The organism is Sphingobacterium suaedae, assembly GCF_042684625.1.
Classification (GTDB): domain Bacteria; phylum Bacteroidota; class Bacteroidia; order Sphingobacteriales; family Sphingobacteriaceae; genus Sphingobacterium; species Sphingobacterium suaedae.
Genome location: NZ_JBHULR010000020.1, coordinates 1 through 16188, shown reverse-complemented (window position 1 = coordinate 16188; position 16188 = coordinate 1). Strand labels below are relative to the sequence as shown.

Here is a 16188-nt window from a genome sequence, read left to right as displayed (position 1 = left end):
GACAAGATGATGCCATTTTTACAACAATATGTGTATCAGTATTTTACCTACATCCACAACCCTTAATCTGTTCGATTACGGACAGTGGGTGTGCGGTGGCGGACATCGGAAAATGAAGATGGAGAAACGCATTGAATTATTCGCTATCCCGTAGGATCGCACGTATCCGATCCAGATCAAGCCTGCCCCCCGTTTTATAGTAGACAATCTTGCCCGTTTGGTCTAGTACCAGGACCCTGGGGATCGACGTGATCCCCAAATTACTGCTCCACACCACCCCGATCTAGTCCGTGTGTCCAGTTCATGTCGTGCAACTTCATGCCCTCCACAAATTTGCTGGAATCACGATCAATGGAAATGCTGACGATTTTCAAGCTGTCTGCCGAGAACTCGTCGCGCAACGCTTTCAGATCGGGCAGTTGCTGTATACAGGGCGTACACCAGCTCGCCCAGAAATCTAACAGGATAAAGCGCTCTTTTTGATTTTTTAAAGCGATGCTATGTCCGTCGATAGTGTTGAACTTTACCTCGGGCATCATGGCTTGCTCTTTTAGTACTACCGGAGAGATTTTACGTACCAATCCCGCATCGATCTGTTTTCCTTGACCGGTCGATCTGAACGCTTCCGGAAATGTCTCGCGGTAATACGCCAACTGTTCTGCAGCATATTCCGGATCATCGCCAACAAAAAAGTCTGTCAAACCCAAAACCTGGTCTTTGAAATAATAAAAAGAGAAAAAATCGTTCGGGTGCTTGGCCAGAAAGGTCATGGACTTCGCGTTCGCGGATCTACAGGCCTGATCAAGCGCATGACGCACCGAATCGTTCGTCCGAATCTCTGCCCCATGCTTGGTAAACAGGTTGTTCAGTTGGTGCAAGTCGTCCCGTAGCAACCTCCTCAGATCTCAGTAAAGGCTGTTTGAAACGGTATCATCAATTGCTCTGACTCGTGTGTTGTTGTTGGAATAAACGGGGGTTTTGCTACGGCTTGCATCGTAAAATAGGTTCAAGACCGCACCGTCCTTTTCTATGAGATATTTATCACTACTTTTCCCATCATAAATAGCGAAGAGTGCAGGATAAGGCGTATAAATGGGTTGATCAACCAGCAAAACGGAATCGGTTTGGCTCAGATCAAGCACATTCAACACAACACCGTCGTCAAAATGCACGACTAATTTTTCTTTGTCCATGCCGTGGAGGTTGATCGTAAAGCGGATACGGTCTTGCCCATATACCAAGCCGGCGGACATCCACGTTATGGATGCGGCAAACAGTACCAGCATTCTAACAATCAGCATAAAATTAAATCAGTATGTCATTACCAAAAATGAGTGATTAGGAGCTATCCGCACGTGCTTTATTCCTCCGCGAGCTACACGAATATATACATATTTTTTGAAATTTAAATAGCTTCATCCCGCTTCACCGTCTTGGTTATGTGCAGTTTCCGTGGCAAAGAAAACATCTATGCGCCTGCCGATATGCAGGCGCTTTTAGATCTGTGCGATGCAACCAAAAGTCGACGCTTAAAACCCATAGTCTTCTTCTACCAGGTCGCGTAACGCTTTTTGTACTTCCGGACGGGCGTAGTCCCGCCCTCCTTCCATGCGTGCGACCACCTCGCCTTTTTTATCGAGGATTACCGTCGTGGGGATGGCGCCGCCCAGGTAGTCGGGTGGAATATCGCTGGCGGGCACATATACGGGCAGGTCATACTTCTTCTTTTTCATAAATGCGCTCGATTTTTCGATGTTGTTGTCCACGTCGACCATCAGGAAGACCACATCCGCCGTGTCGTTGAAGGATTGCTTCAACTGATGAATGGAAGGCATTTCCTGTATGCAGGGTGGGCACCATGTTGCCCAAAAATTGATAAATACCACCTTGCCGGTTAAGGAACGCAGCGATAGCGTTTTTCCGTTTGTATCCTTGAAAAGGATATCGGCGCGGGTGTCGGTCGGGGCCATCGCTTCATGGGCAGGCACGGCCTGCGCCGGAAGATCGGTGGCATGCGTGCTGTTTTGTTTTTCCTGTTGCTGACAGCCTGCCCACAGCAGGCCTCCGGCGAGCATAACTAGTGCCCTGCGCACCGGTTTTCTAATCCATCTTATTTTCATCATGTTCATGTATGTAACGTGTTTCGTCATGGGGTATTGTCTTAGCGTGTTGTTTTGAAAGCAGCAGCCGATCCGGTCTTGCCGGTCTGGATTTCTTCCGACGGTTTGAGCAGGATCCGGTCAGACGCAGCGAGGTTACCGTATACTTCGATTAACGTATCGAGACGGATGCCCTCCTGTACAGCGACCCGTCTTACCTCGTGGTTGTCCCACGTCAGGACGAATGTGCCGGACTGGGTGTGCAATAGGCTTGTCGCGGGCACCCAATGGGAAGGATTTTTACGCTTTAACTGAAGCTCGACTTGTGCGTAGTCGCCCCCTTGCAGTTCGCCGGAGACGTTGTGCACGTCGAACTCTAAGGTCAGGGAACGGTCTTGGGGCTCGAGCATGCCGGAGGTACGGGATAGTGTGGCCTCGAATGTCTTGCCGGGCTGCGAGCTGACCGTAAACGTCGCGTGCATCCCGGGCTGCACCGAAGAGGCATGTTTTTCCGGTAAGGAGAGCGTAAGGCGGAGTCTGTCGCGCTGGCCCATCGTGAATAGGGGTGTATTGCCTGCCCCTCCGGTCAGGGCACCTACGGATACATTGCGCTGGGTAATCACGCCGTCGAAGGGGGCGGTGATGCGTAGGTATTGCTGCAATTGGGACGCGTGGGCGGTGCCGGCTTTGGAAGCATCGTACGCAGATTTCGCACTTTCCATGGCACTTTTTGCCCTATCCAATTCCATATCGGCTACCGCTCCCGGTGTTTTGGAGGCGTCAACTAACCGGTCATATGCCTGCTTCGCGTATACATAAGCACTATGTACCTGTTGTTCTGTCGACTTGTCGGAAAGGTACTGCTGCTGCATTTCAGGGGCTTCCAGCACGGCCAAAAGCTGGCCTTTACGCACCCGGTCGCCACGATCGACATACAGTTGCTTTACAAAGCCCGTAACTTTTGCGTATACCGCAACCTGCTCGAAGGGTTTCAGTTCTGCCGGAACAGATAGTTCGTATACGGGTTGAATGACCTGTACAGGGGCGGTCTTATCATGCACGGTTTTTGGCTGCGCCTGTTGCGCTTGCCCTTTATCCTGTTCGTTTTGGGAACAAGCCGAAAGCACCCCGACCAGCAATGTGGCCAAGACCAGTAGGGGGATTGATTTTCTATGGATGGAAATACGATGATACATGGTTCTGTTAATTTTTAACGTTTATGCTATGGTTTGTTTACCGGATTGTCCGGCATAATACCGGCTCTCGCGATCATCAGGGTCTAGTGACGGGCTAACCACTTTTGTCCTTGACATCAGGGACGAAAAGAAATGTGGCACCAACAACAGGATGGTGATGGTGGAGGCAATTAGTCCACCGATTACTGCCCTGCCCAAAGGTGCGACCTGTTCTGCGCCATCCCCCAGGCCCATGGCCATGGGCAACATGCCGGCCAGCATGGCTGCGGCAGTCATGAGTACAGGTCTTAGCCGGGATGACGCGGCAAGCCTCGAAGCGTTGGCAGGCTTCAGCAGGACTGTTTTACGGTAATACTCCGCTTGATTCACCAGCAACACGGCATTGGACACCGACACCCCGAGCGACATAATAATACCCATATAGGATTGCAGGTTGAGTGTGCTGCCTGTGAGAAAAAGGAGGGTCAGGCTCCCTGCGAGCACGGCAGGCAATACCGAAAGAATAATCAAAGGCACCTTGAACGATTGGTAATACGCCGAAAGCATCAGGAATATGGCCATAATGGCGACGCCCAAACCAGCCAAAAGGCTTCCTAATGTGTCATCCAACAACTGCAACATGCCCTCTGTCCAAATGATGGTACCGCGGGGCGGCTCACCGGCATCTTGAATAGCCTGCTCAACAGCCCGGGACGCCGTACCTAAATCTTTACCGTACACATTGGCAATGATGGTCACATACCGGTTCGGTCCTTTACGGTTAACCTGTGCGGGGGCGGTCACACGGCGTATGGTTGCCACATCTTCCAGTACCGGGCGAATACTCCCCGCTTTCAAGGGCAGCGACCGCAACCGTTCTTCCGACATCATGCCCTCGGGTATTTGTACCTGCGTTTGGAAGACCAATCCCGATTTCGGGTCAATCCATAAATTTTTGTCGGTGAAACGGGTGGATGAGGTGGCCGTAACCAGGCTACGGGTGATATCCTGCATGGTCAGCCCGAACTGTCCGGCAAGGTCGCGGTTTACTTCGATTTCCATATTCGGATAGGCGATGGATTCGGCAATGCGGACATCCCGCAGGTACGGTACCTTTTTCAGGTTGGCTTCGATTTTTGATGCGTGCGCAAAAGCACCTTTTACCTGACTCGCGCCTACTTTGACTTCAATAGGGGTCATGGCGCCCTGTCCCATAATCTTTTCGGTCAGCTCCATCGGCTCGAAATTGAATACGACGTCGGGGTGCTTCTCTATAATCGTATGGCGGATCTTCTCTTTGAAGTCTTCCATTGATCCCCCGTACACCTCTTGATTGACGGATAGTTGCAATACCGCTTCGTGGGAAGCCGTACTGAAAAGGAATATCGGATTGATAGGCGACCCTGCGGGGTGCATCCCGACAAACGCAGCAGTCATATGCAATCCGTTCTCAGGCAGCGCTGCTTTTATCTCTCCAGTTATCTCTTTGACGATCTGTTCTGTCTTTTCGAGCCTGCTTCCCGGCGGAGCCTGTATACGTAGCTGAAAATCGCCGTTGTTGGAAACGGGCATCACATCGGTACCCACGACGGTCAACAGTACACCTACGATTGTACCGGCCAGCAGCAGATACACCGCAAAAAGCGGTACGGCTTTGGTTGACCAGGTACGCATCCGGTAGGAATAATGGACACGGAATTTTTCAAAGAACGCCCGTTTTCGGGGTGTACTGGCTGCTGTGTGCTGCTTGCTCTTCATCATCCAGTTGGCGAGGATGGGCACAAAGGTCTGCGAAGCCAAAAAGGAAGCCACCATCGCAAAGGCCACCGCCATGGACAACGGCATAAACATATCTTTCGGAAGGCCGGTCATAATAAAAGCAGGGGTCAGTACGGCCAAAATGCAGAGCAGTATCAGCAACTTGGGGACAGAGATTTCAAGCAGGGCGTCCAGAATGGCCCGTTGCTTGGGTTTGCCCATTTCCATGTGCTGGTGTATATTCTCGATCGTTACCGTAGCTTCATCCACGAGGATACCAATGGACAGGGCAAGACCGCTCAGGGTCATGATGTTGATGGTTTGCCCAAATAGGTGCAATGTCGTAACGGCCGAAAGAATGGCAATCGGAATGGTACATACGACGATGATCGCGCCCCGTGTATCGCCCAAAAAGAGCAGGATAACCAATCCGGTGAATACCGCTCCGAGGAGCCCCTCGTGGATCAGCGTGGACAGCGCCCGCTCGATATAGGTGGATTGGTCAAATTCATAGCTGATCGTTACATCTTCGGGCAATTGATCTTTCAGCATCGGAATGGCCTGTTTCAGGCTCTCCACCGCATCCAATGTAGAAGCATCCGCTTTTTTGATAATAGGCAGATAAACCGAACGTTTGCCGTTTATCAACGCGTAACCTACGGTTTGGTCTGCGCCGTCTTCCACACGGGCAACATCGCCCACATATACGGTACGGTTTTCACGTGTTTTTACAGGAGTCTTCAATAACTCGTCTGGCCCTTTGACGATGGAGTTCACGGGAGCCATCAGGTTTTCATCGCCGATACGGATATTTCCGGCAGGCGATGGAAGACTGTTCTTGGTAACGGCAACGGTAATATCCTCGGGACTCAATCCGTTCGCCTGCATGGCTTCGGGGTCAATCTTGATGACGATGGAACGGATATTTCCACCAAAAGGTGCAGGAGAAGTGATCCCGGGAATTTGCACGAACATGGGCCTGATTTTGGTCAGTGCCAATGTCTGTATTTCATTGACGGAACGCTGGTCGCTCTCCAACACGAGGTTGCCTACTGGCAGCGAACTGCCGTCGAACCGTACCACCATCGGAGGAACAGCTCCGGGGGGCAGGAAGCCCATGGCTCGTGAGACCGACGTGGCTACTTCTCCGGCGGCCTGCGACATATCGGTTCCGGGATAAAAGGTCAGCTTCATCAGGGTCAACCCCTGTACACTTTTGAAATCGATGTTTTTTACGCCACTGACAAACAGGAGCACCTTTTGGAACTCGTTGGCCATAAACCCGTCCATATAGGCGGGGGACAGACCTCCGTAAGGCATGGCGACATACATGGCCGGCAATTCCACCTCGGGAAATATATCGACGTTTATTTTTTTTACGGTAGTATAGGAAAAGAAAGCGATCGCCAGGACGACAACCATAATCGCAATCGGCTTTCGCAACGCAAATCTGATCATGTTCATATACGATTCATTACAGGTTGTTAAACAAAAACTCAAAATCGGCCGTTTGTTCGGCTTCATCCGCACGGAGCATCCAGTAATCCCGGGAAGCCTCGATATGGGTGTTTTCGGCCTGCTCCAGCAGCAGACGGATCTGCAGGAGTTCGCTCAGGGTGATCAAACCGCTTTTGTACCGGGCGAGGTACATGCGGTAGGCGTCTTGCGCCTGCTGCACTCCGCGGCTCGTTTTCTGAAGCTGCTTGTACTGCTGCCGGATCTTGGCCTGGGAAGCTGAAAGATCCGCCTGCAATGCCCGTTCGTACCGGGCATGCATAAACTGGATACGTTCGGCCTCCTTGAACCGCTGTGCTCCTTGGAGACGATTAATATGCAGGTTGGTCAGGTTCCAGGTGATACCGATACCGGCCAGCACGTTGTTGGTCGTATGGCTGAACCCGTCTGCCCACGCTCCCGACACGGTTCCATTGGGGCCAATACCCGTACCGCGGTAAGCATACCCTCCCAACAGGTGGATCGACGGCAGGGATGCTCTTTTTTGCGCTTCGCCGCTCGCCTTGTAATAGGCTTGCTGCTGGTTCAGGACTTCCAACATGGGGTGGTGTGCATTGCGGGGTATCATCGGATGGGATGGCATTTCCGCGGGATTTCCAAATCGCTGTGCAGAGGCCGTATAATCGACCGTATCGGTGCCATGGAGTTCCGCTAAGTGGATGTAGGCGGCCTGTCTAAGGCCGCTCCATTTATCGTGCTCGCCCAGGGCTTGCACATACGAAGAAGAAGCCAGTAGGCTATCTGCCGCGGGGCGTAAACCGGAGGCGGACAAGGTGGCCGTGATGTGACGGATATCGTCAAGACGCTCGGCATTCTTCGCTGTCCATGCCCATTTGGCGTGGTTGTATAGCAGGGAAATATACCGTTCAGACAAGATCTTTTTCAGCTGGAGCAGGTATGTTTCTTTGTCGCTCACGGATTGGTGAAACAACGCTCCTGCGGCCTCGCGTTCCTTCCGGAGCTTTCCAAAGGAGAACACCTCCCACTGGACCAGCGCAGAGGCAAAGGTATTGGCGGCCGTCGTACTGCCGGCCAACGGTTGGGTTAAGCCGCTGACATTGAAAAAGCCGGCCTGCGGAAAAAATGCACCGGCGCTGCCTGCATAGGTACCGTAGGTGTTCTGTGCCTGTGCATACACGTGCGGGAGCATACGTCCCTGAACCGCCTGTTGGTGGTAGGCGGCGGCATCAATAGCCGATGTCTTTGCGGCGACACCGGGGTAATATTCTTCGACCCTCGGCCATAGGCTGCCCAGGTTCTGTTCTTCGGCTTGCTGCGCATAGAGCGGACAGACAGCAAGCATGGCCAACCACAGTAGTGCGGGTGCCAGTATGGATTGTATCATCGTATTCTACTATTTTGGATCAAAGTAGATCACTTCGATCAGCTTACATGAAATTCGTGGAAACCTAACCGACTGAAATGCCGGCGGATAAGGAAAGGATGTTAATGGGCAAAGTGGACGATCAGTTTTCGGTATTCCAAAAAGAGTGGAATCGCACTTCGGATTTTCGCACTGTCGTTATAATGGGGATGCGTGCTGCCTTGGTTTCGCGGACGAAAGTGCGCTAAAAACAGAAAGGTAGCCGTAAAAAGAAGCGCAGGCAATATACTGTATGCCTGATTGGCTCCCCAATCCAGGCGCTGTACATCGGTAAGGTCGATTTGCGCACAGCGTTCGGCGGTATGCACCTGGACGCTAGCCGTGTTCTTGCCCGGACCCTGCTCGGTGTTTGCGGGTATACCGGCCAAGTTTTTGATGCCGTTTTTGATGGGACAGGACGTGAGCGCTACCAATAGCAGGGCCGCCAGCACCAAAAAGTACCGTCTTCCCCTCCTACCTATATTGGTCATCGTCCTGTTGTCCATGTGGCTAAAGTAGCCTTATTTGATTAAACGTCCAAGTAACATCCTTGATGTATACCTGATTTTGGTAACGGTCTAAACGGCGTCTACCGCGCTCCTCCCTCCTTCTCATAACCATACACCGTCACACCACGCGGTAAATCTTGATGTTCGGCTGCCCCTGAAGGTAAGGCTTCAGGGAAGTAAGCACATCGCGATTAAAAAGATCGCTCATCAGGTATTCCTGAGCGTGTTCGAGACTGTCAAAACCGTGCAGGACAAGAACATCGTCGGGGTGAGTCAACAGCTCTTTGGATATAGCTCCTTGGACGGTGTGCAGGAACGCTTCTTTATAAAGTGCGTAGACTGCCGTTGCTCCCGCCCGGTCTATTCCGTCTACCGTAAGGGTAATTTCTAAATATGCTTTTACCATAGGTGTAATAAGGGTAGTCATCCAACTCGCGCATTGTGCCGTGCACAACAAGAGGCTATACGGAACATTACGGGTACGTACAGGCCGTAAAAGCGGGCGTCCTATCGCGACCGATACCGAGGGCGCCTGCATGGACTGGCCGATTCCTAGGCTGTGGTATAGATCCGGATTTCGGGACTGTCCTTTACATAGGGGGTCAGAGCGACGACCACATCCTGGTTGAACAGTGCGCTGGAAAGGTAGTTCTGCGCATCTTCTATACGCGCGAAACTGTGTAAAACTTGTACATCTTCCGCCCGTATCAATAGTTCCTTGGATGTGGCACCCGGGATTGTTTCCAAAAACGGTGCTTTGTACCGTTGGTAGACTGCAGCAGCTTTTGCCCGGTCTGTGTCTTCCACCTGTAACCGATGCAGAAAAACGCAAATTTGGTTTTACAGGCTTTCTTCAGACGGGTGCAGCAGCCTATTCGAGGGAAATAAGACGGGAACTGGTGCTCGGGCAGCTGGGTAATTTATTTGGTACACAGGCTCAGACACCTACGGCGTATTTCGACAAGGTCTGGACTGGCGATGGTATTGGCGCTGGCAATCCGGCTATACAGCACCCGCACCAACACCATGGACATCCACTATTGCAACGGGGCTACCTACACGATAAATTATTTTTTGCCGCAACGGAAACAGCGACAGCGTACCCCGGCTATATGGAAGGGGCGGTCATTGCGGCCAAACACATGGCGGATAAACTGGTATAGGTTCTTCAACAGTCCGGTGATCGGTACCGACATGGGAAGTCCGTCGCGATACAAGCGGCAACGCAGTGTTGCCGCTTGTGTGCCGGTGGTTATAAATTGTCCCTCAGGTAGCCTTGAAAGTTGTCCTGAAATTGTAGCCCATTGCCTACGCGATACTTACTGAGCTTGTTGTTTAGCGTTAGCCCCCATAGGACGAACTCACTAAGGAAATAGATATCTTCTTTTGGGGTATCGGGCTGGTACTTGTCAATCAGCTGCCGTATGGCATCGACTTGATCAAGCGCCTGCTCGTACTCGGCATCGGTCAGTTCGTCCGGCAATTGGATACCTTCGGAATCGAGGAACCAACGCACAATGTCGTCGTACGGATATTGCTCATTTTCTCGTTCGAGCTTTTCGATTTTTGGAAAGAGGGCCGGAAAAAGGGTTTTGATGGCGCGTTCGATGAGGTGCATCGCTACTGCCGGCGCTCCCTCCTGCTCTCCTTCGTACACGAGTTCCACCTTACCCGTGATGGCTGGGATAATGCCCATAAAATCGCTCAAGCGGACACGCGTCGTCGTATCGCCATTGCGCAGCATACGCAGTTCGGCAGTACTCAGCAAGTTCTGGAAGGCGGTGATGCCCATTCGCGCGCTCACGCCGCTCTTGGCATCGATGTATTCGCTATCGCGGGCTTCGAAACTGATCTGTTCGAGGATATCGCGGGCAAGTTCGGGTACATAAATTTGAGCTTTCTGTCCAGCTTCCAGCGCGGCTTCCTGCTGCGTAATGGTTTTGGCGACGGCTACCGTCTGCGGGTAGTGTGTCAGGATCTGCGATCCGATACGGTCTTTGAGCGGAGTAACGATGCTTCCACGATTGGTATAGTCTTCCGGATTGGCCGTGAAGACGAACTGCAGGTCGAGCGGCAAGCGCAACTTGAAGCCGCGGATCTGTATATCGCCTTCCTGCAGGATATTAAAGAGGGCCACCTGAATACGAGCTTGTAGATCGGGCAGTTCGTTGATGACGAAAATAGACCGGTTGGCACGAGGGATCATCCCGAAGTGGATGACGCGGTCGTCGGCATAGCTAAGCCGTAGATTGGCGGCCTTGATCGGGTCGATATCGCCGATCAGGTCGGCCACGGTCACATCGGGCGTGGCCAATTTCTCGGAAAAGCGTTCGCTCCGGTGTAGCCAACTGATGGGGGTATTATCTCCTTGTTCTGTCAATCGTTCGATGGCATACCGGGATATCGGGTGAAACGGATCGTCATTGATTTCGGAGCCTTCCACCACGGGAATATATTCATCCAGCAGGTTGACCATCAGCCGTGCCAATCGTGTCTTAGCCTGTCCGCGCAAGCCCAGCAGGTTGATGTTGTGCTTCGAAAGGATGGCGCGCTCGAGTTCAGGGATCACGGTGTCTTCATAACCGTGCACCCCCTCGAAAACGGTCTCGCCGCTACGTATCTTCTCGATGAGGTTCTGACGGAGCTCCTCCTTGATGCTTTTGGGGGTGTAACCTGCTGCTTTTAATGCGCCAAAGGTGTTAATCGTTGTATAATCCATATAGTGTTTTTATCGTTTTATGTGCCCTTGTTGTGCCGCAAACAGCTCATCTGCTTGCCATTGAACGGGGCGTGGTTTTACATCCTGTTGTTGTTGTTTGTTGTACGCCGCTAGCGTATGCGTTTCTTACGGTTCTCTTCGTAGTCTTCAAAAATCATCTCTCCAAGTCCGTCCAGTCCGGTGTAATACGCCTTTCCTCTGTTGGCGGCGGTAAATTCGTCGACAAACTCTTGGAGGTAGGGATCGGTCGTGATCATAAAGGTGGTGATCGGTATCCCGAGCTTGCGGGCTTGCGCCGCCATGCTGTAACACCTACTGGTGATGTAAGGGTCGAGACCCATGGGATTTTTGTAATAGGTACCATCGGGCATACGCAGACAGCTTGGCTTCCCATCGGTAATCATAAAGATTTGCTTGTTGGCATGGCGCTTCCGCCGAAGGATGTCGAGCGCCAGCTGTACTCCGGCTACGGTATTGGTATGAAAGGGGCCTACCTGCAGGTAGGGCAAATCCTTAATGGCGATGGGCCACGCATCGTTGCCAAAAACAATGACGTCCAAGGAATCTTTGGGGTAGCGTGTCAAGATGAGCTCGGAGAGGGCCATGGCGACTTTTTTGGCCGGGGTAATCCGGTCTTCGCCATAGAGAATCATACTGTGGCTGATATCGATCATCAGCACGGTGCTCATCTGCGACTTAAACTGGGTATCTTCGATCACGATGTCGCTTTCGGAAAGGCTGAAATCGCCAATACCGTGGTTGACTTGTGCGTTTTTGAGGCTCTCGGTCATGGCGATCTTGTCGAGGTTGTCGCCAAATTGATAGGCGCGGAGGTCGCCGGTGCTCTCGTCGCTGCGACCACTGTACTTGGTTTTATGGTTGCCGGACCGTCCTTTTTCCATCTTCCCGAAGATCTGTTCGAGGGCATTTTGCCGCAGGGCTTTTTCCATCTTGGAGGTGATATCAACGCCTCCATTGCCATTCGGAGCAAGACGCTCGACGATGTAGCCTTTGTTCTTCAGATCCTCGATGAAATCATCGATGCTGTATTCGGGGGTGGTCAGGTGAAATTCCCGGTCGAGCTGACGCAGCCAGTCGATGGCTTCATCAAAATCGCCCGAGGTATGGGTAATGAGTTCTTTAAAAATGTCAAATAATTTATCAAAGGGTGTCTGAAATGGCTGTTCATATTGCTTAAAGACAAATCCTTTTTTGCGTTCTGCATTTTTCATACGATAAATTTACGATATTCTCATCGGGCTTTCGTCTTGGAAAAGCAAGATTATGGAAAGGGATTAACGGAGGACAGGTCGCCAGTTTCCATAAATCATCACCGCTTTGCCCTGCCCACAGCCTTTCCGTCGCTTGCCGCGACAGGGCTTGTTCTTTCTTCTTGAAAAGAAAGAACCAAAGATTCAAGGCTAGGTTTCTTGATGCTACCTCGCCTGTCATCGCCTAAACCATTCCAAACTCACTCCGTTCGAACAGGGGATGGTTCTTAACGGCGATTGACGACGGCTCGCTACGCAGTCGAAACCAAGGCCGTCTTAGCGAACGAAAAATAAACGATAGCAGACCGTTATCTTACGCTTCCTTGCACCCCACCAAATTAACAGAAAATGTCGCCTTGGGATCGTTGCGTCTGCAGGAACTTGCCATTGCACAGGCTACTAAGGATGCAAAAGATCCCCAGCGACGACTTTTGGTTACTTTTGGTAGCAAAAGTAACGCCCCTGCCCCGGGCTTAGGGGCGGAAAGGTCGTGCGAGATCCAATGTTTACATAAATCACCACCGCTTTGCCCCCCCACAGCCTTTCCGTCGCTTGCCGCGACAGGGCTTGTTCTTTCTTCTTGAAAAGAAAGAACCAAAGATTCAAGGCTAGGTTTCTTGGTGCTACCTCGCCTGTCATCGCCTAAACCATCCCAAACTCACTCCGTTCGAACAGGGGATGGTTCTTAACGGCGATTGACGACGGCTCGCTACGCAGTCGAAACCAAGGCCATCTTAGCGAACAGAGGATAAACGATAGCAGACCGTTGTCTTACGTTTCCTTGCAACAAAACCATAAAACAGATCACCACGGTCATGGTGGTCAACAACAACAACGATCTGCACTTTTCGCCGAGTTATTCTCTGGATTCGCCGAAAATATAGGTTCATCCGTCTAATTGCTATTCGGTAGGTGCCGAACCTACCCTACCTTTGAGTCATCAAAACAGCAGAAAAGAAATTAACAATATTAAAAACATTAAAATTACAACAACCATGAAAAAGATCGTAACATCCATCGCCGCAGCACTCATCATGATCACATCCTTGAACGCATTTGCTGCAGAAAAAGCAAACCCCTTGAAGAATGTGGAATCGGCTAAGATCATAACCACCTATCTAGAAGCCACGACATTGGGCAGTGTAGACATGAACAAATTTTTGTTTTCCGAGGACTTTGAATACCGCAACACAGCCAATGGGGACACGTTCGGGAAGAAAGAATACACCAAATTCCTAAAGGCACACAAGGGAATAACCTTCGACTGCGAAACGGCCTACGAGATATTGGACCAAAGTGGTCAGGCTTGTGTAGCCAAAGCAACGATGAAGTTCGCCAACTTTACCCGCGTAGATTATATCACGTTAGATCAAACGGAAGATGGCTGGAAGGTGAGTAAGGTCGTAACAAGCTACCCCGAGAAATAAGAGGAATAGGTACAGACTAAAATGATGTACATGGCTATATTGGAAAAAGGAGTCCGCTTGTTGCGGGCTTTTTTTGTTAGCGCCTTTCTGCACGACAACCATGCAGGGGGCGTATTCCGGGTATCGACCCGAAGTTCCGTATGTATAGCCTACAGCAGATAAAGACATTTCCCGACTTCCGCTTTTCCGTCGCTTGCCGCGACAGTCTCTAACCTTTTCCTGAAGGAAAACCTTGACAAAAACCGCTCTCGATTATGGAGCAACAACCATCCTTAACAGGAAATTTAAAACCGCTTATTTACACCTCTTTGCAGTTCCCTAGATTAACAGAATGTCGCCAGTTTACATAAATCATCACCGCTTTGCCCTACCCACAGCCTTTCCGTCGCTTGCCGCGACAGGGCTTGTTCTTTCTTCTTGAAAACAAAGAACTAAAGATTCAAGGCTAGGTTTCTTGGTGCTACCTCGCCTGTCATCGCCTAAACCATCCCAAACTCACTCCGTTCGAACAGGGGATGGTTCTTAACGGCGATTGACGACGGCTCGCTACGCAGTCGAAACCAAGGCCATCTTAGCGAACGAAAAATAAACGATAGCAGACCATTTTTCTTACGCTTCCTGGCAACAACCCATCCTTAACAGAAAATTTAAAACCGCTCATCTACATCTCTTTGCAACAACCCTTCCTTAACAGAAAAATGTCGCCTTGGGACCGTTGCGTCTGTAGAAATTTGCCTTGGCACAGGCTACTAAGGATGCATAAGATCCCCAGCGACGACTTTTGGTTACTTTTGGTAGCAAAAGTAACGCCCCTGCCCCGGGCTTAGGGGCGGAAAGGTCGTGCGAGGGACAAACCGAATAAGAAAGACCATCACTGCATAGAGGACAAAAGAAAACCCTGCCCCGGCTTTAGGGGCGGAAAGGTCGTGCGAGATCCAATGTTTACATAAATCATCACCGCTTTGCCCTGCCCACAGCCTTTCCGTCGCTTGCCGCGACAGGCTCCAACCTTTTCCTGAAGGAAAACCTTGACAAAAACCGCTCTCGGTCATGGAAATTGTTAAGATTTGTTAAACACATGATCTTTATAAACTAAATGATGTAATCAGCCGTTATAGTTGTAATTCATAATTAAGGTTAATAATTGGTTAGTTAGTAAAAATCCTGAAGCTCCCCGCTTCAGGATTTTTTGTTTTAACCCATCCGGTCTATGCAGTCTTGTTTATGAGGCCTGTTGTCAAGTAAACCCGGGCATTTCAGCCCGAGATTCTCACAGAACCGTGCGTAAACGTCTCCGTTTACACGGCTCTTATTATCTAACCTTTTGTTAATTAACCGTTGGGACTGCATTCAACCTCCAGTGTGACAACAATCCCGGATTTGCACGGCTGATGCCGTGAAGCCACCTTATCGCCTTCATTTCGCTTGAACGCAGGTGCTTGTACTTGCTTCTCGCCCATTTGGCGAGCTTTACGTTTACGATGTGCATAAAGTTCCTAAGTTTCGTTCTGTAAAATCTACCGTAGTAGTTGATCCATCCTTGAAGGATAGGGTTGATTTGCCCTGCTATGTCCTGTAGCGTGGCATCACTGCACCGGAGTATGCTCCACCCCTTCATCTTCCCGGTCATCGCGGTCATCGCCTTCTGGCTCACCGCAGGCAGGAAGTTCGTGAACGTCTCCTTTCGCTTGCTATTCTGCGCTTCGCGTGGCTTGAAGGTGTAACCCAGGAAGTCGAAGCTCACGTTCGCGTGGTTCATCCTCCGGTTACTGTCCTTGCAGTAAACCACCTTGGTCTTCTGCCCATGCAGCTCAAGGCCGCATTCCCGCATCCGTACCGTTAGGCTCGACAGCAATCCCTTTGCCTCCAGCTCGCTGTGGCAGTGTATGATGGCATCATCCGCGTAGCGTTCGAAAGGACTCTGCGGGTAGTGCCGCTCCAGCCAGCTGTCCATGCAATAGTGAAGGTAAAGGTTCGACAGCACGGGCCCGATGACCGAACCCTGCGGAACCCCTTTGTCCCTCCCCTCGATGGTACCATCAGCCTTGTGGAGCGGTGCTTTCAGCCACCGTTCGATGTACAGTAGCATCCAGCCATCCGTGCAATGTTTCCTGACGGCCTTCATCAGCAGCCCGTGGGGGATGTTGTCGAAGAATCCCTTGATGTCAAGGTCGATGACCCAATCCCACTTCCAGCACCGCACACGGGCGCTGGCCAGCGCCTCGTGCGCTGACTTGCCAGGACGGTAGCCGTAGCTGTCCGGATGGAAGATACCCTCAACAATCCGTTCAAGCCGCTCCTTGACCACGGTCTGCCCGATGCGATCGGCTATCGTCGGGATACCCAGCGGGC

Annotated in this window: 14 protein-coding genes; 2 read left to right on the top strand and 12 right to left on the bottom strand. The window is 51.2% G+C overall.

Features of this window, described 5'->3' with window-relative positions:
• Positions 1-260: 260 nt before the first annotated feature.
• The 9 genes from ACFSR5_RS18335 to ACFSR5_RS18295 form a co-directional block, all read right to left on the bottom strand.
• Positions 261-893, bottom strand: a complete 633-nt coding sequence (locus ACFSR5_RS18335; RefSeq protein ID WP_380905926.1) for a TlpA family protein disulfide reductase — start codon at positions 891-893, stop codon at positions 261-263.
• 12 nt (positions 894-905) lie between these two features.
• Positions 906-1301: a hypothetical protein gene (locus ACFSR5_RS18330; protein WP_380905925.1), complete on the bottom strand. Its 396-nt coding sequence runs from the start codon at positions 1299-1301 to the stop codon at positions 906-908.
• Between the two features lie 228 nt (positions 1302-1529).
• Positions 1530-2123 (bottom strand): TlpA family protein disulfide reductase, encoded by a 594-nt coding sequence (locus tag ACFSR5_RS18325; protein WP_380905924.1) that lies wholly within the window; start codon positions 2121-2123, stop codon positions 1530-1532.
• Between the two features lie 38 nt (positions 2124-2161).
• Entirely contained in the window at positions 2162-3226 is a 1065-nt protein-coding gene (locus ACFSR5_RS18320) for an efflux RND transporter periplasmic adaptor subunit (protein WP_380905923.1), read from the bottom strand.
• A gap of 90 nt (positions 3227-3316) precedes the next feature.
• On the bottom strand, positions 3317-6496 hold the full coding sequence (locus ACFSR5_RS18315) for an efflux RND transporter permease subunit (RefSeq protein ID WP_380905922.1): 3180 nt from the start codon (positions 6494-6496) through the stop codon (positions 3317-3319).
• A gap of 10 nt (positions 6497-6506) precedes the next feature.
• Positions 6507-7892, bottom strand: a complete 1386-nt coding sequence (locus tag ACFSR5_RS18310) for a TolC family protein (RefSeq protein ID WP_380905921.1) — start codon at positions 7890-7892, stop codon at positions 6507-6509.
• A 101-nt stretch (positions 7893-7993) separates the two neighbouring features.
• The gene (locus ACFSR5_RS18305; RefSeq protein ID WP_380905920.1) at positions 7994-8416 is read right to left on the bottom strand and encodes a hypothetical protein; all 423 of its coding nucleotides are present in this window, start codon (positions 8414-8416) and stop codon (positions 7994-7996) included.
• A 121-nt stretch (positions 8417-8537) separates the two neighbouring features.
• Positions 8538-8825 carry a hypothetical protein gene (locus tag ACFSR5_RS18300; RefSeq protein ID WP_380905919.1) on the bottom strand — a complete coding sequence of 96 codons (288 nt, stop codon included), beginning with the start codon at positions 8823-8825 and terminating at the stop codon, positions 8538-8540.
• Between the two features lie 146 nt (positions 8826-8971).
• Complete coding sequence (locus ACFSR5_RS18295) at positions 8972-9166, bottom strand: hypothetical protein (RefSeq protein WP_380905918.1); 195 nt, start codon at positions 9164-9166, stop codon at positions 8972-8974.
• 5 nt (positions 9167-9171) lie between these two features.
• Here ACFSR5_RS18295 and ACFSR5_RS18290 point away from each other — a divergent pair, with 5 nt between their 5' ends.
• Positions 9172-9582 carry an FAD-dependent oxidoreductase gene (locus tag ACFSR5_RS18290; protein ID WP_380905917.1) on the top strand — a complete coding sequence of 137 codons (411 nt, stop codon included), beginning with the start codon at positions 9172-9174 and terminating at the stop codon, positions 9580-9582.
• 89 nt (positions 9583-9671) lie between these two features.
• Here the strand turns inward: ACFSR5_RS18290 and ACFSR5_RS18285 are convergent, their stop codons facing one another.
• A complete protein-coding gene (locus ACFSR5_RS18285) occupies positions 9672-11138 on the bottom strand; it encodes a magnesium chelatase (protein ID WP_380905916.1) in 1467 nt (488 codons plus the stop codon).
• Between the two features lie 110 nt (positions 11139-11248).
• The gene (locus ACFSR5_RS18280; RefSeq protein WP_380905915.1) at positions 11249-12370 is read right to left on the bottom strand and encodes a vWA domain-containing protein; all 1122 of its coding nucleotides are present in this window, start codon (positions 12368-12370) and stop codon (positions 11249-11251) included.
• Between the two features lie 1034 nt (positions 12371-13404).
• On the opposite strand from ACFSR5_RS18280, the gene ACFSR5_RS18275 reads away from it, so the two are divergent.
• Positions 13405-13836 (top strand): nuclear transport factor 2 family protein, encoded by a 432-nt coding sequence (locus ACFSR5_RS18275; protein WP_380905914.1) that lies wholly within the window; start codon positions 13405-13407, stop codon positions 13834-13836.
• A gap of 1327 nt (positions 13837-15163) precedes the next feature.
• Here the strand turns inward: ACFSR5_RS18275 and ltrA are convergent.
• Positions 15164-16188, bottom strand: a 1025-nt coding sequence (gene ltrA / locus ACFSR5_RS18270; RefSeq protein ID WP_380905913.1) for a group II intron reverse transcriptase/maturase, incomplete at its 5' end; no start/stop codon positions are given.

Bases quoted from the DNA above. Each gene is read 5' to 3' on its own strand.
- ACFSR5_RS18305 (WP_380905920.1), bottom strand. From the start codon at position 8,416: ATGGACAACAGGACGATGACCAATATAGGTAGGAGGGGAAGACGGTAC.
- ACFSR5_RS18285 (WP_380905916.1), bottom strand. From the start codon at position 11,138: ATGGATTATACAACGATTAACACCTTTGGCGCATTAAAAGCAGCAGGT.
- ACFSR5_RS18330 (WP_380905925.1), bottom strand. From the start codon at position 1,301: ATGCTGATTGTTAGAATGCTGGTACTGTTTGCCGCATCCATAACGTGG.
- ACFSR5_RS18275 (WP_380905914.1), top strand. From the start codon at position 13,405: ATGAAAAAGATCGTAACATCCATCGCCGCAGCACTCATCATGATCACA.
- ACFSR5_RS18310 (WP_380905921.1), bottom strand. From the start codon at position 7,892: ATGATACAATCCATACTGGCACCCGCACTACTGTGGTTGGCCATGCTT.
- ACFSR5_RS18280 (WP_380905915.1), bottom strand. From the start codon at position 12,370: ATGAAAAATGCAGAACGCAAAAAAGGATTTGTCTTTAAGCAATATGAA.
- ACFSR5_RS18315 (WP_380905922.1), bottom strand. From the start codon at position 6,496: ATGAACATGATCAGATTTGCGTTGCGAAAGCCGATTGCGATTATGGTT.
- ACFSR5_RS18325 (WP_380905924.1), bottom strand. From the start codon at position 2,123: ATGATGAAAATAAGATGGATTAGAAAACCGGTGCGCAGGGCACTAGTT.
- ACFSR5_RS18300 (WP_380905919.1), bottom strand. From the start codon at position 8,825: ATGGTAAAAGCATATTTAGAAATTACCCTTACGGTAGACGGAATAGAC.